Raw genomic sequence first — 19,474 nt, forward strand, 5'->3', positions numbered from 1 at the left:
CAATAACAAAGAAGCAGACGCGTATTTATTTAGCTAGGAATGATGGCAAATCATATATTGAAAAGAGGGTAGTTCTTGGGCTTTCTGTAATAATAAGGTTTGTTCTCTAGCGCCTTCTACATGACCTGGATAGCAGCAAATAGTAATTAGTCCACCTGGCAGATTAGCTCAAGAGCAAGTTTAAGGCTTTGTAGTGTGTCTTCTGCAATGGTAGTAATTTTTTTATCACTTCCTGGAAGGTATCCTAGATTGTATATAATTAGGCGGATAGGGTGTTTATAGGCAAGAGAAGGGAAATGAATATGTGATGTGCAAAATAAATGCATTTTTTTATATTCGTCTTCCTGTAAATGATTTTTTACTAAAGTAGAAGTATTCTCTATAGAAATTTGTTGTTTATCTAGTCCAATAATTCCCCTAAAGAAAACTTCCCTAGCTGCAAAGTATCTTTGCCATTTCCGCAAGTTGCGTCAATAGCCCAATCTCCTGGTTGTAAGACCATTTTCCAATAAAAGCGTGCCAATTCTAAGTGAGAGTGTAGAGGCAGGTATGTCATAAAAATTTTTAAAAAAATAGATGCTTTTAAGCATAAGTCCAAAAAGAGATTCAATCAACTATCTTTAATGAAATAATCGGTTTTAAAGAAGTTGATTAGAATTCAATCATTTCGGTATCATGCTTGAAAATCTAAAACTTTTATTAATGGGGTATTAGCTCAGTTGGTTAGAGCGCCACGTTGACATCGTGGAGGTCGGCTGTTCGAGTCAGCTATATCCCAAGCTTTCTATGTCTAAAAATAACGGTATAATTGAAAATCAAATAAATGCGCTGCTTTTAGCAGCAGCAGTTGTAGAACTGTTTCCAAAAGTACTGCTAGTAGAAGGGCAGGGGACAGAGACTTGTTTTTTTTATGATATCGTTTTTCCCTTCGACTTTGAATCCCATCTTTTAGGGGTTATTGAAGATAGAATGAGGATGATTTATAAAGAGGATAGAGTTTTAAGATCTCTTGAGATGACACCTCATAATGCTGCTTTGTGGATGGAGCATCAAAAACAATATTTAATCGCTAAAAAATTAAAAAAATACCCCTGTTCTTTAGTAACCATGGGGCAAATAGGAGAATTTGCTACATGGACTCCTCATCTAAATCTTCCTACGAATAGAACCTCATTTACGGCAAAATTAAAAGAATCTTTTTTAATTTGTTCTTTTATTCCAGGACTTGTTCGAATTGTTGGCATAGCAAATGGTTCTTGCAAACAAAAACGCTTGTTTTGGCAGGAACACAATCATCTTCAGCTGGTTTGCGATATGCAGCTTTTTATGCCTTTAGAAAACCAGGAAGGATGGGTTTGGTTATCGAAAGCAGAAGACTTAAAAGAAATTTTAATAAACTATTGGAAAAAAGAATCCATTAAAGAGAATATTGAATTTATTACCTCTCCTTATTTACTAACTTCTGCTAGAAGCTTTAATCCTGTTGTCTCATATCACAAACAAATTTTTCAAAACTCTCAAAAAAAAATGAATAGACTAGCAGAGCTTGCGTGGGTTATAAATTCAGACTTTAACGATATGCAGCAAGGACTTTTTCAATCTTTTTGTTATTTGACTGATTTCACCCATTTATTTTGTTCAAAGGATAACTTATTAAAAGAGTGTATTTCTTCCTTGCAATTCATTTTAAAAATCCCTAAAATCTTAGGTTTTGAGTTCGAAATTGTTTTACGTGGTTCTTATAATAAAATTAGAAAAAAAAATGACACGCATTTATCTATCATGCAAATGGCTTTAAAAGAATTGCAGTTAGAGTATCGCATAGAGAGTAAAGGTCATTCTGATTTTATAGAATGCGTAGAAGTATACATTGCAGATAGCTTAAGAAGATGGTGGCGTGGGCCTTTTTTAAACCTTTTAAAAGGTGATCAGGAAGTAATTCTTTTACGCTCTATGTTTGGTAGTTTAGAAAGAATGATAGGATTGCTTGTTGAGCAAACAGGAGGCAAGCTGCCGCTCTGGCTAACTAGTGAAAAAGTACGTATTATTGTGGTTAATGCTGAAAGCAAGTTATATGCTGAGGCGGTTTGTTCTCAATTGAGCCAAAAAGGCATTAAAGTATTAATGGATTATCAATATAGCGTTTCTTTAGCACAGCGTTTCTATAGGGCAATTAAAGCACATATTTCTTATATTGTGCTTATTGGCGAAAAGGAGCGGTTAGCAAATATGCTTACTTTGCATGAGTCTGGCTTAAATCAAGAACAGAGCATAACATTAGATGCTTTATTTACACGGATACAAATGGCAACTGGGGGTAAAAACTCTGAATCTGAGAATCAATAGAGAAATTCGTGCTTTAAAAGTGCGTGTAATTGATAAAGAAGGAAATCAATTAGGGATTTTGTCATTAGCCGAGGCTTTGACAAAAGCAGAGCAAATGGGACTGGATTTGGTAGAAATTGCTCCAAATGCGACACCTCCTGTTTGTAAAATTATCGATTATGGTAAATATCGTTATCAACTAACAAAAAAAGAAAAAGAACAAAAAAAATCGCAGCATCAGGTTAAGGTTAAAGAAATAAAGATTAAACCGAATACAGATGATCACGATATCATGGTAAAATTAAAACATGCACGTGATTTCATCTCTAAAGGGAATAAGGTTCGAATTACTTGCACATTGCGCGGTAGAGAAATGGCGCGACCTGAATATGCCCAGAAAGCCATTTTAGGAATGTGCGAAGCTCTTATCGATGTAGCTGCTCCTGAAGCTCCAGCTAAGATGCTTGGGCGTAGTTTATCAGTTGTATTGGCGCCGGGAACTGTAAAGAAAAGCAGTAAAATAGTTTAAGAATAAAGAGGTAAGCTGTGCCAAAAATGAAAACAAAAAAAGCGGTAAGCGCTAGGTTTAAGATGACAGGAACAGGAAAACTAGTTCGTCGACGTCCTGGATGCCGCCATATACTGACAAAGAAATCTTCCAAACGTAAACGCAAATTACACCGTCCTGCATTAGTAGATCAAGGGCAGGTGAAAATGTATGCTCGTTTAATGGGAGTAGGGTGAATTACCCTTAGAATTTTTAAAAAATAATGGAGAATCTATATGGTTAGAGTCACAAATTCTGTGGCTTCCAAACGTTCCCGCAAGAGACTATTCAAACGTGCTAAGGGATTTGTTGGAGACCGCAAAAATCATCTTCGTTTGACAAAAGATGCCGTATTGTCAGCAGAAGCTTTTAATTATCGTCATCGTAAGCTGAAGAAAAGAGAATTCCGCAGTTTATGGATTACTCGTATTAGTGCAGGAGCAAAAATAAACGGGATTTCTTATAGTAAGCTCGTTCATGGTATGTCCCTGGCTAATTGTCGGATTAACCGCAAAAGACTTGCTGAAATGGCAGAAAGCGATCCTAAAGGATTTGCTGCGATTGCAAATGCTGCTAAGCTTGCATTTTGTTAGGTTTTTATTTTTTTTAAAAGCGCTTGTTTAAGAACAAGCGCATATTTAGAAGGATTTTTTGTGCGCGATTCAATTTCTTCTATTCAAAAGCAATTTCAATCTGATTTATCACAAATTAAAAATAGCAAAGATGTTGAGCTGCTGAAGGTAAAATACCTGGGAAAAAAGGGTTTAATTCAACACATAATGCAGAAACTAAAAGAAGTTTCTAAAGATCTTCGACCTCAAATAGGAAAAGAGATTAATGATCTTAAAGAAGAAATCTTACAACTTTGTCAAAATGGACTTGAAAGCTTTCTAAACGTAGAACAAGCCAAACGCTTATCTGAAGAAAAAATAGATGTGACAATCCCTGGAAGAAGGGGGTTCATCGGCAGACGACATCCATTGCAATTAACTTTAAATAAGGTTATGGATTTGTTCTGTAATATGGGGTTTTCTGTGCAATATGGTCCTGACATAGATAGTGATTACTACAACTATGAAGGATTGAACTTTCCTCCAGATCATCCAGCTCGAGATATGCAGGATACTTTCTACATTACAAAAGATCTATTATTGCGCTCACATACCTCTAATACGCAGCTACGTGTAATGCAAGAAAATACACCGCCTATTCGAATTATTGCTCCAGGAACTGTTTATCGCAATGAAACAATTAGCAGTAGATCACATGTGTTTTTTCATCAAGTAGAAGGTTTGTATGTTGATCGCAGAGTCACATTTGCAGATCTATTAGCTACGATGGACGAATTTTGGAAAAAGCTCTTTGACTCATCTATTCAAACACGCTTTCGCCCTAGTTACTTTCCCTTTGTAGAGCCAGGCCTTGAAGTGGATATTGCTTGTACTTCTTGTAAAGCGCAAGGGTGTAGATTGTGTAAACATACAGGCTGGTTAGAAGTCGCAGGAGCTGGTATGGTACATCCACAAGTTCTTAAGAATGCTAATATTGATCCGGAAGAATATTCTGGATATGCCTGGGGAATGGGTATCGAAAGAGTTGCTATGCTTCTTTACGGGGTTAAGGATATTCGATTGTTCACCGAAAACAATTTGCGGTTTTTAAATCAGTTTGCTTGAAAATTAAAACGTATTCGTTATAATTCCTAAATCCTTAAGGAGGAGTGGCAGAGTGGCCTATCGCGGCTGTCTTGAAAACAGCAGTCGGGCAACCGACCGTGGGTTCGAATCCTACCTCCTCCGTTTTTATAAAGCGTTAATAATCTATTAGCGCTTTTTTAATATTTCTATCTTAGATATTTTTCTGTCAAAGTTTGTTTGTATTAACTTTAAAATCATTATTATTATTATTTTAAAATTATCTTTAATAATCTATTAGCGCTTTTTTAATATTTCTATCTTAGATATTTTTCTGTCAAAGTTTGTTTGTATTAACTTTAAAATCATTATTATTATTATTTTAAAATTATCTTTTTTATTTATTTTTATTTATTACTAATTTATATTGTTTATAATTAAAAGGGATTTTTATGACTATACTTTCTAATATTTTATTTTGTAATAATTCTAAATCAAATATGCCTGGTTTTTTTAAACCTCCTATTCTTTCAGAAAGCTCATATTTCAGAGATACTATGGGACTATATAATAGAGGCTTGGCTTCATCAAGTTTCAGTAAGATTTTACCTACACCAGATACAAGAGTTTTAGTGCAACTTCAGCCTGCAACAACACTACTAAGCAGTAGATTTTCTTATGTATATTCTAAATTAGTTATCCCAAATGTATTACCTTTTCAACCCACGAGAAAAAATTATTTTAGCTCTATAAAAAGAGAACAAAGTAATCAAGTAGAAACTTTAATTAGTAGAGTTACTAAACTTAATCTGCAAATGGAACCTATTATAGAAAAAGTAGAAACTCCTTCTGCTTTTTTAAGTTTATCTGATAAAATTATGCTATTGCCAATTTCATCTTCTGCACCTAACGCTGCTTCTAGAAATACTCCTTCAGAGCAACTATCTATACAATCTTTTAGAAGAGAAAAACTTATCCGCTGGATCTTAACTTCTCATGATATACATGGATTAGTTGTAACTGTATTACGTAATTTTTTTGATATTTGCTGTCAAAAGCCAGAAGAAAGAAATTTTATCAATGATTCACTAGTTCCAAGAATCAGATATACTGGATTTACTTTTTCTGCAACTGTAGGTGCTGCTTATCATGTAGCAATAGGTATTTTATTTACTCCATTGGTAGTAGCGACTTTGGGCCAAAAAAAGGAAATTAATGAAATCTGGTGTGGCTATTGGGCAGGGGCTAGTATATCGACAATGGGAGTGTTTGCTGGAATGTTTGGTATGGTGTCAGGAAACTATTTGATCTATAGAACTATGGAAAAAAGAATTCCTTTGTTTAAAAGATTATTAACTCGTTGTTTAGGGAATGTACAAAAAATTAGCACGCGATTAAATAAAATAGACTTCTCTCAATTAAGACAAGAAGTTGAAAACGTTAAAACTATTGCTGAGATGATCTCTGTAACGCAAAAATTAGTTGACATAACAAGAAGGGATTTATTACTTACAATAGTTTTGTAATAAAATAGAATAATTTATAATATTTTGTTATCCTTGTATTAATTAGAGAATAATATAACGTATGTCTAGCCTTTGTTCAGTTCCTTTATCTGCTTTAAATCCTGTATGGCAATACAACTTTTTGGATCTATAAAGAATCAAGTCTTAAAATAATTCCACCTCTTGTTGATAAAAATAATAACTCTATAAAAGATGGGTTTTTATTCAACCGAAGAATTGCCTAAATTGATTCAATGATTGAGTGTATAAAGTTCTTATTAAATTTTATTTTATAATAGAGCAATTGCGTTGCTAGCAATAATACCAGATCTTATCAAATGGAATTTTCAGCTTATTTTTCCAAATGTAAAAATACTTTGGAAAAAACATGTTTGTATAGAAAACCTTTCTTTATGAATAGCATTTCTGAGCTAGTGGTGTTAGTAAAGTTAACAGGTCTTTTTCATGCAGTAAGCTCGGTCTTTTCTATTGCAAACCAGCATTGCGTCCGATCTCTGATCCAAAATCCAATAATTCTTTGTGTTTTTTTCCTATAAAAAAATAAAGCGGAAATTCTCTGAAATCCTGTAGATTATGGAATCAGGAAACTTAAAGGAGCTTAAAATGGCAAAGCTGTATTTTCGCTATGGTACTGTAGGAAGTGCAAAGACATTAAATCTATTAGCAGTAGCTCATAATTATAAGCAGCAGGGAAAAAAGGTTTTGCTGATTAAGCCAAAGATTGATGATCGATTTGGTCAAGAGCAAATTAAATCGCGAGCTGGCCTTGAAATGAAAGCAGATATTTTAGTGGATGAAGGCACAACGCTTTTAAAGTATAACTGGGAAGGCATTAGTTGTATTTTAGTAGATGAAGCTCAATTTCTCTCTGCTTTACATATAGAAGAGTTAAGACAGTTGACCATTACACAAAATATTCCTGTGATTTGTTACGGATTGAGAACAGATTTTCGTGCACAGTTGTTTGAAGGATCTTTACGCTTGATGGAATTAGCAGATCGCATTGAAGAAGTAAAAGCAACTTGTCACTATTGTCATTCTAAATCCATCATGAATTTAAGGCATGTAAATGGACAAGCTTGTCTAGATGGTCCTAGTATTCAACTAGGAGCAGAAGAATCTTTTTACCCCACTTGCTATGCTTGTTATATTGAGCAATTATCCTTTATTTCAAATGTCGTTGTGTAAAATTTTAGCACGATAATTCTGCATAAGCTGAACCATGAAGTGCAGATTGTGGATGGTAGCTAAGATCATACAAGTAGCTTCTTTTGCCTTAAATAAATGATGTAGATAAGCTAAACTGAATTTACTACATGTAAAGCAAGGGCAGTTTTTTTCAGGTGGAGAAAACATATGAGCATGAGAACTTTTGCCAATTTTTACATGCCCTTCTTGTGTTAATAAAATGCCGTGACGAGCAGCTCTTGTGGGATAAGAAGAGTCAAAAGTATCAATCCCCATGGGTATGCACATTTCAATAGAGGTTAAATCTCCAATTCCTAATAAATGATTGGGCTTTTCAAGAGGCAGGTGCGATATGGTAGAGCGTAGAACTGTAAACATCTCTTGCTTGGTTCTACCCATACTTCCTCCAATAGCAAAACCATCAAAGGGAAGCTTTGTTAAGTGACGGCAGCTTTTTTCTCTTAAAATGGGATCAATGCCGCCATGAATCACAGCATACATTGCTTGGTTATTAGGGTTTTTTAAATGTGTATATAAAGAGCGCTCTTCCCACCTGTGTGTGCGTGCTAAAGAAGCCTCTAAGGCATTTTTCTCGATATGATAAGGAGGAAGTTCATCGAGGGGAATAATGATATCAGCTCCTAGGTCTTTTTGCGCTTCAATCGAGCTCTCTGGAGTGAGTAAGACTTTTTGCCCATCGCGATAAGAACGAAAAATTACACCTTCTTCAGAAATTCTTAATACATGACCCGCTTGCTTTTTGGTACCTTTACCTTTTAATTCATCCGAGATAGAGCCGTAGGCTAAGCTAAACACTTGAAATCCACCTGAGTCGGTGATAATAGGTAAACTGCGATTGATAAAGCTATGCAATCCTCCAGCTTGCTTTACAATAGAAGTTCCTGGTTGAAGTAGTAAATGATAGGTATTGCAAAACATGAGCTGCAGGCCTATCTCATGGACCGCTTGATTATCAAGAGCCTTAATGGTTCCATTTGTGCCTACTCCTACAAAGTTAGGAGTATCAATGATTCCATGAGGAGTATAGATTTTTCCTACTCTAGCTTTAGATTTAGTAGAGGTATGAATGAGTTCAAAGCGAAATGTCATGAAGGTCTCTTGAGGTTTGAGGAATCATCCATTTTACACAAGCCGTCAAAGGGGCTAATAAAGCGATGATGACAATTTTTACAAAATAACTGACTAAGATAATATCGGTTAAGCAGGCAACAAGAGAGAAGAGACCTAAAAAAGAAAATAAAATAGTATCAAGCAATTGTGTAATTGTCACACAAACAGCATTGCGTACCCAAAAAGGAATAGAGAGGTGCTTTTTTAAAAAACCAAACAATCTTATGTCTAATTGCTGAATAATCATAAAAGTAGCTAGTGAAGCGAATAGAAGTCTAGGTATTGGTGTTAAAATTTGAAGGAAGGCAGAGTGTGTAGTGTCAAATGCAGAGGGTAAATAAAATAGGTGTATTTGAGACATTAAAGTAAAAAAAATCATGGTAAATAAAGATATCCAAATGGCTTTTTTTGCTAACTCTAAACCAAAATATTCCCTTAATAGATTTAAAGAAAAAATGCTACCAATAGCAAAAACATCGCTGCATGTGATTTCCCAGCCAAACCAGGAAATTTGTTTGATGACAAATAGATTAGCTAGAATTGCTTGCATAGCAATCGATGTAATTATTGTTTCTTTACCTAATTTTAAAGAAATTAGGACAAATAACATTACAATAAAAAGGTGTGAAAAGAAAAGAATTTCGTTCATTAAAACTAAAAAAATTTAAAGAAAATAGAATAACATATTTTGGTAAATAAATAAAAGCCTTATACCTTATTAAAAATAGAAACACCAATATTTTATTGCTAAATTTAGATTTTTTAGGTATATTTGACCTATTTTTTATTATTGGAGGATTATGAACTTTACACAGGTTATTAACTATTTTATTTCTTTACTTGTCGTCTGTAGTCCTTTTGCAGCTCTTCCTGCTTTGCTGAATTTGACTCAAGGAATGACATTAAAAGAGAAAAAAAATACAGGTCTAATTGCCGCTATAGCAGTGGGAATAATTCTTATCTCCATGACTTGGATTGGAAGCTCTTTTTTAAGTTTTTTAGGAATTACTATACCTGCTTTTCAAATAACAGGTGGAATTGTGGTATTTTTATTAGCTTTTTCTATGTTAAATGCACAGGTTAGTCGCATGAAGCAAACCATAGAAGATCAAAAAGAAGCGCAAAAAAAGGATTCAGTAGCTATTGTGCCTTTGGCTATTCCTATTACAGCAGGCCCCGGAGCTATTAGCACAGTAATTATAGCTAATGCCACTCATCCAGGCGTGACTAACCAGGTATACATGACGATCTGTGCGACTTTAGTAGCTTTAGTGATAGGAGTTACCCTGTATTTTTCTGGAAATATTGAGAAATTTTTAGGGCAGACAGGTATCAATATTTTTAATCGAATTGCTGGATTAATTTTAGCTGCAATGGCGATACAAATGTTGGCGCAAGGAGTTGTGGGTCTTTTAACAATCCTTTGGTAAGCGCTGATTTAAATAAGCCGCAAGAGAAGGGTGATGTAAATTTAACCACTCCTGCAAAGGTATAATTATTCTTTTGATTTCTTGATGTATGATCTTAGGATTTCTTTGATTGGAGTCACGGCAGAGGCGCCCTAAATCAATCTGCATGGCTTGAGAACCTACCAACCCAAGATTTTTATTGATTTTAGGATCTAAATCACGAATGCCTTTTTTGCCCCTTTGTATAAAAAATTCGATTAAATTATCAATAACCATCTGAGCTCCTTTTTCCCCTTCTGTCTGAATGATCTGAGAAAGACCTGGATAAATAAGAGAGGCTTTTTTTTGTACAATACACACGACTTGATCTAAGAAAACCCGGCGAGCCATACCTATTTTATCAACTACTGTGACATAGTGGCTTAGAGGATAGTTTTTTTGCAGTCTAGCAAAGATTAATCCACTTTCTTTAGAGAGATCTTCGCAAGCGATTTGATAGCTTTTACATTCTTTTTCAATCCGTTTTCTTAAACGTAATAGTTTTTTAAGATATTGTTTTTGGAAACAAGGAAGCATGGAAAGCAGCTTTAGAGAAAAAGAAGGATTGATTTTTCTAAATTTTAAGAATTTAATAACGCACTTTTTGTCTTTTGAAATAAAGGCATATGCTTGCCCTCCTTTTTCTAAGAAATAGAAAGGTTGGCCTAAGCAAGAAAGGTCTGCATTTTGAAATAAGACATCTATCTTCCATTCTTCTGTATCTGGGATAGATCCTTGAATTTTTTCTATACGAAAACCAGAGGTTTGATTATCGCAAAATGTTTTAATCAGAAAAAAACAAAAAGTAATAATCGCCATGTTTAATAGCATTTCGCTTAATTTTAGTAATTTCATCCATTTATTGGATGTTAAATTTGCGCTCGACATTATTGAATATTCCAGGAACTAATTGGTTATTAGAATCTAAAAGCTGTAATCGAATATGATGAGTTCCTCTTTTAAGACCATATATGTAATAAGGTTGCCATGAGGTAAGGATTTCTTTTATAATATGATCGATTTCTACAGCTACTTTGTAGCCGTCCCGGGATAGCTGGCAATTGGTGATATAGAAGTCTAGTAAAATAGGTTGAGGATTACAACCTCGTTGACCGCAACCTTGCAGAAAATACGTTCCTTGAGGCTCATTATAAGTTAAATAGGGTTTACATAAATCTACAGAAAAGCGCTGATCGTGATTTTGATGGTAAAAGGTTCTGACTGCAAAGCAACCTTTATCTTTTAGGCTTTCTTTAAAAGAACGGGCAGGGAAAACACGCATAACATGCATACCTGGGCGGAGGGCAAAAGGTATATCAAACAAAGCAAGTTCGTTGCTGTTTTCATCAATCCCTCTCCATGCATCCATATCCGATTCAGTAATGGTAAAATAAGGTTGATTATCGATGATCATATGAAGGGTTTGTCCGTTTGGATCATTAGCAATCTCTTTTTTTCGTGGAAATTCACTATCTACTCCCAAAGCAAGTCCTGTAACGCGAATTTGTCCCCTAGTATCAGAGCGGCATAGTTCATTTTCTGAAGGATAGATAACTTTTATGTTTACATGATCGGGTTCAGGGGTACGGGAGACGGGCACAATCCGAATAGAGGATTCAGAATAAAGATCTAAAGAAGAGCAAAGAGTTAAAGCAAATACAGCAGATATAAATAATCTCTTCATATATCCCTCTTAATTATAGGTTATAATGTAATTTTTTTGTATATAAATGTCTAGATTATAACAAGGTCAAAATTGTCATATATTTAAGAATTTGGAGTGATATGGACGTTGTTCTTGTTGTTTGCATTGTGATTTTGGGACTTATTTTTGATTATACTAATGGTTTTCACGATGCTGCGAATGTAGTCTCTACTGTCATTGCTACGCGTGTGTTAACACCACTTGCAGCCATTTGTATGGCATCGGTGTTAAATGTTGTAGGAGCAACACAAATTAGTGGTGTAGCTCAGACAATTGCATCTGGATTAGTAGATCCAAATTATACCTCTTCTATCACAATCATTGCTGCTTTATTAGGAGCTATCATCTGGAATGTTTTAACCTGGTCCTTAGGGATCCCCAGCAGTTCTTCTTATGCTTTGATCGGGGGACTAATTGGTGCTGTTTGGGCACAAACCGGGGTGCAAGCCATTTACTGGCATTCTTTAACAAAGAAAGTAATTATTCCGATGGTTCTTTCGCCTTTAATTGGTTGTTTGTTTAGCTTTTTATTTTTAAAGATATTGCAATTTTTCATAAAGCGTTTTAATAAATTTACTCATTTATTTGCCTGCTTACAAATTGCCTCTTCTGCTCTTGTGGCTTTAGCTCACGGTTTGAATGATGCACAAAAAAGTATGGGAATCATTACCCTTGGGCTTTTTAGCGCAGGTATTATTTCCACAGATACCATCCCTTTTTGGGTAATCTTATCTTGCGCTTTAGTTATTGGGATTGGGACTGCCTCCGGAGGTTTTAGGATTATTCATACAGTAGGGTTTCGGATTACACATCTTAAATCTTATCAAGGATTTGCAGCAGAAAGCAGCTCCTCTTTCGTTATTTTATTTGCTAGTTTTTTAGGAATGCCCATTAGTTCAACGCAGATGATTGTAGGCAGTATAACAGGAGTTGGTTTAGCAAAAGAAAAACCTGGTGTAGAATGGAAAACAGCCCGCAAACTTGTTTTGACCTGGGTTTTAACACTGCCTCTTGCCGCTGGTTTTTCCTGTTTAATTTTCCTGATGTTTAAATTTTTTATTTAAAAGTAATAAGAATCGATTTCTTCATTTTTTTTAGGCCCTATAATATTCCAATGCAAGTGAATACCATCTGGCTTAAGAAGCATTTTTCCTATATATTAGTTTAAATTGATATTAGAGCTCTTTCAAAACTAGAAAATAAAAAAACCCTTGTATAAAATAATGTCCTTAAAAGTACATAAGGGCATAATGAAATTTGAAAAAGCAAAAGATTTAGACAACGAGAAATTCCGATTAACAAAACAAGACAAAAAAAATAATCAATCCCTTTCCAAAGAACGCGTAATTAATGAAAATGCTATTAGTCTGCTTAAGCGATTTAAAATTTTAGCTGATCGTTATAGAAATAGGCGGAAAAGGTTTGGTCTTCGGTTTAATCTCATTGCCGGCGTTTATAATCTGGAGCTACGTTAATGGGTTTCGAAAGAGGTCTATAGCCTCTGATTGATTCCGCTTTCGTCCAAATACACCCTATTCTCAAGAGTAATACTCTTTATTTTTTGTAAGAAGTTTGCTCTAGCTTCTGCATTTCTTTCCTTAAAACAATACAAGACCTGATCTTTGCTAAAGCGTTAGAAATACCGCAAAGAGCATCTTCATCTAGTGCCCTCATTGGGAATCGATATAGCGACCTCGATAGCTCTGTTAACATTGTCCGTTTGCACTGAAGCTTCGGAAATACCATGGAGGACAAGCTCTCTGATGTCTTCATTAGAGATCGACATAGCAGCATCAATAGCTCCTTCAATGTTGTTAGTCTGCGCTAAAGTTTCAGAAACACTCCAAAGAGCCTTGCTTCTAGTGTTTTCATTAGGAATCGACATAGCAGCATCGATAGCTTTGTCAATGTTTCCAGCCCGTGCTAAAGCTTTAAAAATAGCATAAAGAACAAGTGTTCTGATATCCTGGTTAGGAATCAACGCAGCAACATTGATAGCTTTGCCAATTCTGTTAGCCTGTTTTAAAGGGCTAGGAATACCATAAAGAGCAAATATTTTGGCTTTCTCTGTAGGACTCAACGTAGTAGCATCGATAGCTTTGTCAATGTTTCCAGCCTGTGCTAAAGCTTTAGAAACACCATAAAGAGCATCCCATCTAGTATTCTCATTAGAGATCAACATAGCGACCTCGATAGCTCTGCTAGCGTTATTAACCCGAGCTAAAGCTTTAGAAATACTATAAAGAATAAGTTCTTTGATATTCTCGTCAGGAATCGACATAGCAATATCGATAGCTCTTTCAATGCCACCAGTCTGCGTTAAAGTTTCGGAAATACTATAAAAAGTAACCCTTTTGACGTCCTCATTAGGAATCGACATAGCGATCTCGATAGCTCTGTCAATGTTTCCATCCTGTGCTAATGTTTCGGACATACCTCGAAGAGCTCCCCAGCTAGCCTTCTCATTAGAAATCGACATAGAGACCTCGATAGCTCTGTCAACGTTTCCATCCTGTGCTAAAGTTTCGGAGATATCCCAAAGAGCCTCGCTTCTAGTGTTCTCATTAGGAATCGACCTAGCGACCTTGGTAGCTTTGTCAATGTTTCCAGCCTGTGCTAAAGCTTCGGAGACTTCCTGAAGAGCAAGCCCTCTGACGTCCTCATTAAGAATCGACATAGCGACCTCGGTAGCCCTGTCAATGCTGTCAGCCTGAGCTAAAGCACTAGAAATACTATAAAGGGCTCTCTCTTTTATGTTCTCATTAGAAATCAACATAGCAACATCGATAGCTCTGTCAACGCTACCAGCTTGTGCTAATGTTTCGGACATACTTAGAAGGGATCCCCAGCTAGCATTCTCATTAGAAATCAACATAGCGACCTCGATAGCTCTGTCAATGTTGTTAGTGTATACTAAAATGTTAGAAGCACTATAAAGGGCATTTTCTCTGATGCTCTCATTAGAAATCGACATAGCGACCTCGATAGACCTTTCAATGTTGTTAGTGTATACTAAAATGTTAGAAGCACTATAAAGGGCATTTTCTCTGATGCTCTCATTAGAAATCGACATAGCGACCTCGATAGACCTTTCAATGTTGTTAGTGTATACTAAAATGCTAGAAACACTATAAAGAGCAATCTCTTTGATGTGCTCATTAGGAATCGACATAGCAATTTCAATAGCTCTGTCAATGCTACCAGTCTGTGCTAAAGCATTAGAAATACCATAAAGAGAAAGCCCTTTGATGCACTCGCTAGGAATCGACATACTCACTTCGACGGCTTTGTTAACTTTATTAGTTTGTACTAAAATGTTAGAAATACTACAAAGAGCAATCTCTTTGATATGCTCATTAGGAATCGACATAGCAATTTCAATAGCTCTGTCAATGCTACCAGTCTGTGCTAAAGCATTAGAAATACCATAAAGAGAAAGCCCTTTGATGCACTCGCTAGGAATCGACATACTCACTTCGACGGCTTTGTTAACTTTATTAGTTTGTACTAAAATGTTAGAAATACTACAAAGAGCAATCTCTTTGATATGCTCATTAGGAATCGACATAGCAATTTCAATAGCTCTGTCAATGCTACCAGTCTGTGCTAAAGCATTAGAAATACCATAAAGAGCATCCGCTCTGATAATTTTACTGGAAACAGAATTAGCTTTATCTATTCGTTTTTCAATTGCAGATAATTCAAAAATATCTTCCATAAACTTGGGAGGTCGTATGTGATTCTTTAGATTATCTGTTGTTTGCAGGTCCAACGTTTTTATTATGTTGATTAATTGGTTTTTCAGATCTAAAATATAGATTTTTAGCAATGATAAGCTTGCATGTTCCCGAGGGGTTATATTTTGAAAAATCTTTATAAGTAAATCTCTTTGAGCATGGAATTTTTTTACATTTAAATGCTGGTTTAGAAGTTGGATAAAATTCTTTATGGAAAAGGGTTCATTAAAGCTAGCTGCTACTATTACATGTTTCTTCATTATGCTGTTCACGGATGCAATAGATTGTAAATCACTCTGATTCAAGTAGGAAAAAATTTTCTCGAAGAGCTCTTTTGGCAAAGAGAGCATTTCAGGGGTAGTTCTTGAAATGAGTTGTTCGGTTTCTGCATTAATGGCTTTTACTTTTAACGTCATAATAAAGCCTCTTTGCTAAAATTTTTTTGTCCTTACTATATATGATCTTACTTAAAAACTCACCTTACGCAACAAAAGCTGGAAAAAAGAGAGATACAGAAACCAGAGCATTGCCTTTTTTGTGCTGCATGTAAGTTATTGTATTTTGGTTAAACGATCCCATACTGATAGAAGCATTTGTGATTTTTCTTCTTTAAAAGAAAGAGGAAGAAATATGCGATCTTCCCAATGAATTGACTCATCTTTAAATAGGTAGGCTTTTATGCACTTTTTTTACGCTTCATCTGCTCTTCAAGAATCGCATCTTCGAGTTTTTTACCTGTTGCTAACCAAAACATACGCTCTTCGAGCTTGTTTACTCTAGCATCAAGGCGCTCTTCAAGTTTATTTGTTCTAGTGTCTAATCTATCAATGTGGTTATTGATATCTGCTTTGATGTCTTCTTTAAAATTTCGTAAGAATCCATAAACAAAGCCAATAACGGTTGCAGTAGCGACTAACAATGTTAGAATCATAGCTAGATCCATTTGATTTACCTTTAATTTTATTGGCGCAGTTTCTTAGGAAATCGGTCTTTTTTTCATGATATCATCTCTCTAAAACAGCTTTTTAAGGTTCATGCGCTTTTTTTACGCTTCATCTGTTCTTCAAGAATCGCATCTTCGAGCTTTTTACCCGTTGCTAACCAAAACATACGCTCTTCGAGCTTATTTACTCTAGCATCAAGGCGCTCTTCGAGTTTATCCATTCTAGTTTCTAATCTATTGATGTCTGCTTTGATTTCTGTCTTAAAGTTTTGTAAGAAGCCATAAATAACACCAATAACGGTTGCAGTAGCGGCTAACGATGCTAGAATCACTGATAGGTCCATTTGATTTACCTTTAATTTTATGCTTAAAAGTCTCAAAGTAGTCTATTTTCTTCCCTTTAAGTATAGCAGATTAAAATCTAAGAATGCAAGCTGATGTTAAATCTGAGGTACTTATCGAAAGTAGTTCCTTAGAGTTTAAAAACCAAAGGCCCCTCTACTTTGAACAGCTACCACTAAAATATCTATTCTTAATCATTTATTTATAATAAATAGCACTTTGTTAAATTAAATTATTATTAAGATGATATCTTTTATACTAATTGAATTAAAATTGGATTATTATTAATAATAAGGCTATATTTAATTGATACTATAAATAGGTGTTTGCATGGCTTCTAAAGCTGTTTCTGAATCTGAATTTATTGAAGCGGTAAATTATTTATCGCATCTTATTGAATTAAAGCCTTTTGAAAAAGAAGCTGCAATGAAACAGGGTTTTAACGAACAAGATGATTTGCTGAAAAGAGAAAAAGTTCAGCAGATTTTCCGTACGATTTTAAACTACCTGCGAAAAGTATATGAATCAGATCGAGAATATTTCCATCTTCAGCAAATGGAAAAATCGGTTTATGCTGTTATGGCTCTAGCAGATGAAGCTGTGAAAAAATGGGATAGATATACCCTGCTTTTTAAGAAAACACAAGATAGAGAAAGTGTACAGCTTCTAAAAGAATACCGAGATCTAAAACAGTTTTTTAAATCAAAGGTCGTTCGTTTTAATAAAAAAACTCTAGAAATAGGGATAGAAGAGCAGCGTAATACAGATAATGGTTTCTTAATCAAGGATTTAGAAACCATACGCTCAGATACAGATTACGAACTATTATTGTTACACAAAGACAAGGGGGGTTATTTTGCACCTTCTGCTTTGTTAAGACATATCCTATTGGTGGGGCAAAGCGATGAGCTTTTATTGCATTCTGAATATCAAGAGCTTATTTTTCATTTAAGAGCTACGAAAGATCTGCAAGCTCATATGATAGCCCAAGAGATGTTAAAACAGAGTCTGCCTTCTATAGATGATTTTTTTAAACAGGCAAAAGAGCTTAGAACAGAAGAAAGCATGCTTTGTATGAGTAAAGCATTACTAGCTTTAATGCTAGCTGCAAATCCTTATAATTTAATGAGAAATGATGCAGATAAAGTCTGTGAGCAATACTTGGTGGATTTTTGTGTATTTTTACGCCAGGCTATTTCTCAACCAAAATCTAGTCCTTTAATCGACTCTTTATATCATAAACTTTCTTATTTATTATTTACGCAAGCTTGCTGTTATGAAAAAGCTCTTGAATTAATTGGGCAATTGATTGCTATGGGGCATAGTAAAAATGAATTGCTTTCAACACAAAAAATCCAATTGGATAGTGTAATTCTTTATCAAGATATAGCCATTCGTACAGCTCTTAAAGCCTATCCAAGTGGCCCTTTGATGCAGGCTTTAGCTTTGGTAAGAGAGCAGCGCTTAGGACAGGGTTTAGATTTATGTACTCAAAAGAATTGGCCTATACAAATCTATACAATTCTAATGGATCAATTGAAGATTAGTTGCATGAAAATTGCTTCTATGACAATGCAAGCAACTCTAACAGATATAGAGCTTGTTCCTGAATTTATAGGCTTTATGCAAGTATTAGTAAGCAGAGATCAGAAATATTTAGTGATTAACTTACAAAATCGATCCTCTTGGCAAGAAAGAGCACGATGTACTTGCTTAGAGAAATCTCAATACAAGCAAGAATTCTCAGATCATTTAAGTGTCATTACTTTTGATAAAAATAGCGATTTTTACCATCAAAGAGAAGGCAGTTCAAAGGCAAGTGATTTTTTATCAAAATGTGCACAAGAGGTGCTAAGTGGACAAGAATATGGATTCTATTTTCCTCCGACAGTAAATAACAGTCGATTAACCTTTTTTGTAAATAAAGCTCTTTTATTAGTTCACGAGCTCTTTTTTGATGGAAAAAAGGAGTTTTCTCATCAAGATAGACTAGATTATATCGAAATTTTTCATTTCTTTTTATTTTTGCACATAATAGATCAACTAAGACCGGATGTTTTGAGTTTTACTTGCAAAGATGGAGTAGATACAAGTTCTCTATTTAGTGCAGAAGTATTTGCTTGGTTACATGTGATGAATCATCCAGAGGGTCTACCTAAATCCAAAAGAGACTTTTTACTCTACTTACTATATGTCCCTGCAATGACATTAAGAGGGCGTAGTGTAGATAAAGATCGAATCCAAAGAATGGCCAGCGCAATGCATATCTTTATTGAAAAGCTCAACCATAATGGATTTATCATACAAGAAGCTTTTTCTCAGCTATATCAAGTGAGCTTTTTCAAGAAAGCAGGTGTGCAAGAGGGCTAATTTAGGCTTAAATCTTCTGGAATCATAGATAGGGTGGCATACTTGCCACCCATCTCTCTTAAAATGGTTTGCCAGATCTTTTCTTCTAGCGTATTAAAAATAAACAAAGAAGAAGTAGGATGAATAAACCAATTTCCTCTAATACACTCTCTTTCTAACTGCCCTGGTCCCCAGCCGCAATATCCAAAACATAGACGAATGGCAGGTCCTTGAGAATTTACAGAAGCTTCTTGTAAAAATTGCAAATCTCCTCCTAAGTAAACACCTTCACAAAGATTTAATGTTTGCTCAGGTAGTTCTTGTGATGAGTGAAGTAGCATCATTTGATTAGGCTGAATGGGTCCTCCTGCACAAATATGTACATTTTCATTGCGCAGATCGTTTTGATTAAGGATTTCTTCTGGCAAATCTATTTCTAAACGCTTATTCACAATGAGTCCAAACGAACCAACGGAGCTATGCTCGCAAAGGATAATCACACTCCGAAAGTAAATACCCGTATCTATATTGGGGCTTGCAATAAGAAAAAACCCCTTATTTAAATGTGTATAAGAAAGAGGATCTGTCATAGGACTCCT

22 protein-coding genes and 2 tRNA genes are annotated in these 19,474 nt (G+C 35.1%); 13 read left to right on the top strand and 11 right to left on the bottom strand.

Going from position 1 to position 19,474, the window contains the following annotated elements; genetic code table 11:
- Positions 1–33: 33 nt before the first annotated feature.
- From RHAB15C_RS07425 to RHAB15C_RS02745, 3 genes are read right to left on the bottom strand one after another with little or no spacing between them, the layout of a single operon-like run.
- Positions 34–162: an MnmM family RNA methyltransferase gene (locus RHAB15C_RS07425; RefSeq protein ID WP_194845805.1), complete on the bottom strand. Its 129-nt coding sequence runs from the start codon at positions 160–162 to the stop codon at positions 34–36.
- A complete protein-coding gene (locus RHAB15C_RS07325; protein ID WP_194845762.1) occupies positions 147–464 on the bottom strand; it encodes an MnmM family RNA methyltransferase in 318 nt (105 codons plus the stop codon). The genes RHAB15C_RS07425 and RHAB15C_RS07325 overlap by 16 nt, the downstream gene beginning before the upstream one ends.
- Positions 401–556 carry a hypothetical protein gene (locus RHAB15C_RS02745; RefSeq protein ID WP_194845808.1) on the bottom strand — a complete coding sequence of 52 codons (156 nt, stop codon included), beginning with the start codon at positions 554–556 and terminating at the stop codon, positions 401–403. The genes RHAB15C_RS07325 and RHAB15C_RS02745 overlap by 64 nt, the downstream gene beginning before the upstream one ends.
- A gap of 148 nt (positions 557–704) precedes the next feature.
- Between RHAB15C_RS02745 and RHAB15C_RS02750 the strand changes: the two genes are divergently transcribed.
- The 9 genes from RHAB15C_RS02750 (at position 705) to RHAB15C_RS02790 (ending at position 7,220) form a co-directional block, all read left to right on the top strand.
- Positions 705–778, top strand: a tRNA-Val gene (locus RHAB15C_RS02750).
- An 8-nt stretch (positions 779–786) separates the two neighbouring features.
- On the top strand, positions 787–2,346 hold the full coding sequence (locus RHAB15C_RS02755) for a His/Gly/Thr/Pro-type tRNA ligase C-terminal domain-containing protein (RefSeq protein WP_194845761.1): 1,560 nt from the start codon (positions 787–789) through the stop codon (positions 2,344–2,346).
- Entirely contained in the window at positions 2,282–2,854 is a 573-nt protein-coding gene (gene infC / locus RHAB15C_RS02760; protein ID WP_246587609.1) for a translation initiation factor IF-3, read from the top strand. The genes RHAB15C_RS02755 and infC overlap by 65 nt, the downstream gene beginning before the upstream one ends.
- Positions 2,855–2,871: 17 nt before the next feature.
- Positions 2,872–3,069 carry a 50S ribosomal protein L35 gene (gene rpmI / locus RHAB15C_RS02765; protein WP_194845760.1) on the top strand — a complete coding sequence of 66 codons (198 nt, stop codon included), beginning with the start codon at positions 2,872–2,874 and terminating at the stop codon, positions 3,067–3,069.
- Positions 3,070–3,108: 39 nt separating this feature from the next.
- Entirely contained in the window at positions 3,109–3,465 is a 357-nt protein-coding gene (gene rplT, locus RHAB15C_RS02770; protein ID WP_194845759.1) for a 50S ribosomal protein L20, read from the top strand.
- Positions 3,466–3,525: 60 nt separating this feature from the next.
- Positions 3,526–4,548, top strand: coding sequence for a phenylalanine--tRNA ligase subunit alpha (gene pheS / locus RHAB15C_RS02775; protein WP_194845758.1), 1,023 nt, complete (start codon positions 3,526–3,528; stop codon positions 4,546–4,548).
- A gap of 38 nt (positions 4,549–4,586) precedes the next feature.
- Positions 4,587–4,671: transfer RNA gene (locus RHAB15C_RS02780), tRNA-Ser, on the top strand.
- Between the two features lie 287 nt (positions 4,672–4,958).
- A complete protein-coding gene (locus RHAB15C_RS02785) occupies positions 4,959–6,032 on the top strand; it encodes a hypothetical protein (protein WP_194845757.1) in 1,074 nt (357 codons plus the stop codon).
- A 603-nt stretch (positions 6,033–6,635) separates the two neighbouring features.
- Complete coding sequence (locus RHAB15C_RS02790; RefSeq protein WP_194845756.1) at positions 6,636–7,220, top strand: thymidine kinase; 585 nt, start codon at positions 6,636–6,638, stop codon at positions 7,218–7,220.
- On the opposite strand, the gene tgt is transcribed toward RHAB15C_RS02790, so the two are convergent.
- Both tgt and RHAB15C_RS02800 read right to left on the bottom strand, forming a co-directional pair.
- Positions 7,203–8,330: a tRNA guanosine(34) transglycosylase Tgt gene (tgt, locus tag RHAB15C_RS02795; protein ID WP_194845755.1), complete on the bottom strand. Its 1,128-nt coding sequence runs from the start codon at positions 8,328–8,330 to the stop codon at positions 7,203–7,205. The genes RHAB15C_RS02790 and tgt overlap by 18 nt on opposite strands.
- Complete coding sequence (locus tag RHAB15C_RS02800; protein ID WP_194845754.1) at positions 8,314–9,000, bottom strand: queuosine precursor transporter; 687 nt, start codon at positions 8,998–9,000, stop codon at positions 8,314–8,316. The genes tgt and RHAB15C_RS02800 overlap by 17 nt, the downstream gene beginning before the upstream one ends.
- Before the next feature lie 151 nt (positions 9,001–9,151).
- Between RHAB15C_RS02800 and RHAB15C_RS02805 the strand changes: the two genes are divergently transcribed.
- Positions 9,152–9,781: a MarC family protein gene (locus RHAB15C_RS02805; RefSeq protein WP_194845753.1), complete on the top strand. Its 630-nt coding sequence runs from the start codon at positions 9,152–9,154 to the stop codon at positions 9,779–9,781.
- Here RHAB15C_RS02805 and RHAB15C_RS02810 read toward each other — a convergent pair.
- A complete protein-coding gene (locus tag RHAB15C_RS02810; RefSeq protein WP_220716074.1) occupies positions 9,764–10,654 on the bottom strand; it encodes a hypothetical protein in 891 nt (296 codons plus the stop codon). The genes RHAB15C_RS02805 and RHAB15C_RS02810 overlap by 18 nt on opposite strands.
- Before the next feature lie 4 nt (positions 10,655–10,658).
- Positions 10,659–11,483, bottom strand: a complete 825-nt coding sequence (locus tag RHAB15C_RS02815; RefSeq protein WP_194845751.1) for a hypothetical protein — start codon at positions 11,481–11,483, stop codon at positions 10,659–10,661.
- A gap of 101 nt (positions 11,484–11,584) precedes the next feature.
- On the opposite strand from RHAB15C_RS02815, the gene RHAB15C_RS02820 reads away from it, so the two are divergent.
- Positions 11,585–12,568, top strand: coding sequence for an inorganic phosphate transporter (locus tag RHAB15C_RS02820; RefSeq protein ID WP_194845750.1), 984 nt, complete (start codon positions 11,585–11,587; stop codon positions 12,566–12,568).
- Positions 12,569–12,727: 159 nt separating this feature from the next.
- Positions 12,728–12,979, top strand: coding sequence for a transposase family protein (locus RHAB15C_RS02825; RefSeq protein ID WP_281422370.1), 252 nt, complete (start codon positions 12,728–12,730; stop codon positions 12,977–12,979).
- 182 nt (positions 12,980–13,161) lie between these two features.
- On the opposite strand, the gene RHAB15C_RS02830 is transcribed toward RHAB15C_RS02825, so the two are convergent.
- From RHAB15C_RS02830 to RHAB15C_RS02840, 3 genes are all read right to left on the bottom strand, one after another.
- A complete protein-coding gene (locus tag RHAB15C_RS02830) occupies positions 13,162–15,657 on the bottom strand; it encodes an F-box protein (RefSeq protein WP_220716075.1) in 2,496 nt (831 codons plus the stop codon).
- A 260-nt stretch (positions 15,658–15,917) separates the two neighbouring features.
- Positions 15,918–16,184 carry a hypothetical protein gene (locus RHAB15C_RS02835; protein WP_220716076.1) on the bottom strand — a complete coding sequence of 89 codons (267 nt, stop codon included), beginning with the start codon at positions 16,182–16,184 and terminating at the stop codon, positions 15,918–15,920.
- 89 nt (positions 16,185–16,273) lie between these two features.
- On the bottom strand, positions 16,274–16,528 hold the full coding sequence (locus tag RHAB15C_RS02840) for a hypothetical protein (RefSeq protein ID WP_194845747.1): 255 nt from the start codon (positions 16,526–16,528) through the stop codon (positions 16,274–16,276).
- A gap of 328 nt (positions 16,529–16,856) precedes the next feature.
- On the opposite strand from RHAB15C_RS02840, the gene RHAB15C_RS02845 reads away from it, so the two are divergent.
- Entirely contained in the window at positions 16,857–18,896 is a 2,040-nt protein-coding gene (locus RHAB15C_RS02845; protein WP_194845746.1) for a hypothetical protein, read from the top strand.
- Here the strand turns inward: RHAB15C_RS02845 and RHAB15C_RS02850 are convergent.
- Positions 18,893–19,465, bottom strand: a complete 573-nt coding sequence (locus tag RHAB15C_RS02850) for a YqgE/AlgH family protein (RefSeq protein ID WP_194845745.1) — start codon at positions 19,463–19,465, stop codon at positions 18,893–18,895. The two genes, RHAB15C_RS02845 and RHAB15C_RS02850, sit on opposite strands and share 4 nt — an antisense overlap.
- Positions 19,466–19,474: the final 9 nt, after the last annotated feature.

The sequence above is a fragment of the Candidatus Rhabdochlamydia porcellionis genome, from assembly GCF_015356815.2.
In the GTDB taxonomy this organism is placed as follows: domain Bacteria; phylum Chlamydiota; class Chlamydiia; order Chlamydiales; family Rhabdochlamydiaceae; genus Rhabdochlamydia; species Rhabdochlamydia porcellionis.

What these genes read in the sequence shown, in the direction of transcription:
- RHAB15C_RS02785 (WP_194845757.1), top strand. Translation starts at nt 4,959, where the DNA reads ATGACTATACTTTCTAATATTTTATTTTGTAATAATTCTAAATCAAAT.
- RHAB15C_RS02830 (WP_220716075.1), bottom strand. Translation starts at nt 15,657, where the DNA reads ATGACGTTAAAAGTAAAAGCCATTAATGCAGAAACCGAACAACTCATT.
- RHAB15C_RS02840 (WP_194845747.1), bottom strand. Translation starts at nt 16,528, where the DNA reads ATGGACCTATCAGTGATTCTAGCATCGTTAGCCGCTACTGCAACCGTT.
- RHAB15C_RS02805 (WP_194845753.1), top strand. Translation starts at nt 9,152, where the DNA reads ATGAACTTTACACAGGTTATTAACTATTTTATTTCTTTACTTGTCGTC.
- tgt (WP_194845755.1), bottom strand. Translation starts at nt 8,330, where the DNA reads ATGACATTTCGCTTTGAACTCATTCATACCTCTACTAAATCTAAAGCT.
- RHAB15C_RS02745 (WP_194845808.1), bottom strand. Translation starts at nt 556, where the DNA reads ATGACATACCTGCCTCTACACTCTCACTTAGAATTGGCACGCTTTTAT.
- RHAB15C_RS02755 (WP_194845761.1), top strand. Translation starts at nt 787, where the DNA reads ATGTCTAAAAATAACGGTATAATTGAAAATCAAATAAATGCGCTGCTT.
- RHAB15C_RS02790 (WP_194845756.1), top strand. Translation starts at nt 6,636, where the DNA reads ATGGCAAAGCTGTATTTTCGCTATGGTACTGTAGGAAGTGCAAAGACA.
- RHAB15C_RS02835 (WP_220716076.1), bottom strand. Translation starts at nt 16,184, where the DNA reads ATGGATCTAGCTATGATTCTAACATTGTTAGTCGCTACTGCAACCGTT.
- RHAB15C_RS02820 (WP_194845750.1), top strand. Translation starts at nt 11,585, where the DNA reads ATGGACGTTGTTCTTGTTGTTTGCATTGTGATTTTGGGACTTATTTTT.
- RHAB15C_RS02825 (WP_281422370.1), top strand. Translation starts at nt 12,728, where the DNA reads ATGTCCTTAAAAGTACATAAGGGCATAATGAAATTTGAAAAAGCAAAA.
- RHAB15C_RS02815 (WP_194845751.1), bottom strand. Translation starts at nt 11,483, where the DNA reads ATGAAGAGATTATTTATATCTGCTGTATTTGCTTTAACTCTTTGCTCT.
- RHAB15C_RS02800 (WP_194845754.1), bottom strand. Translation starts at nt 9,000, where the DNA reads ATGAACGAAATTCTTTTCTTTTCACACCTTTTTATTGTAATGTTATTT.
- rplT (WP_194845759.1), top strand. Translation starts at nt 3,109, where the DNA reads ATGGTTAGAGTCACAAATTCTGTGGCTTCCAAACGTTCCCGCAAGAGA.
- infC (WP_246587609.1), top strand. Translation starts at nt 2,282, where the DNA reads ATGCTTTATTTACACGGATACAAATGGCAACTGGGGGTAAAAACTCTG.
- RHAB15C_RS02845 (WP_194845746.1), top strand. Translation starts at nt 16,857, where the DNA reads ATGGCTTCTAAAGCTGTTTCTGAATCTGAATTTATTGAAGCGGTAAAT.
- RHAB15C_RS02850 (WP_194845745.1), bottom strand. Translation starts at nt 19,465, where the DNA reads ATGACAGATCCTCTTTCTTATACACATTTAAATAAGGGGTTTTTTCTT.
- RHAB15C_RS02810 (WP_220716074.1), bottom strand. Translation starts at nt 10,654, where the DNA reads ATGAAATTACTAAAATTAAGCGAAATGCTATTAAACATGGCGATTATT.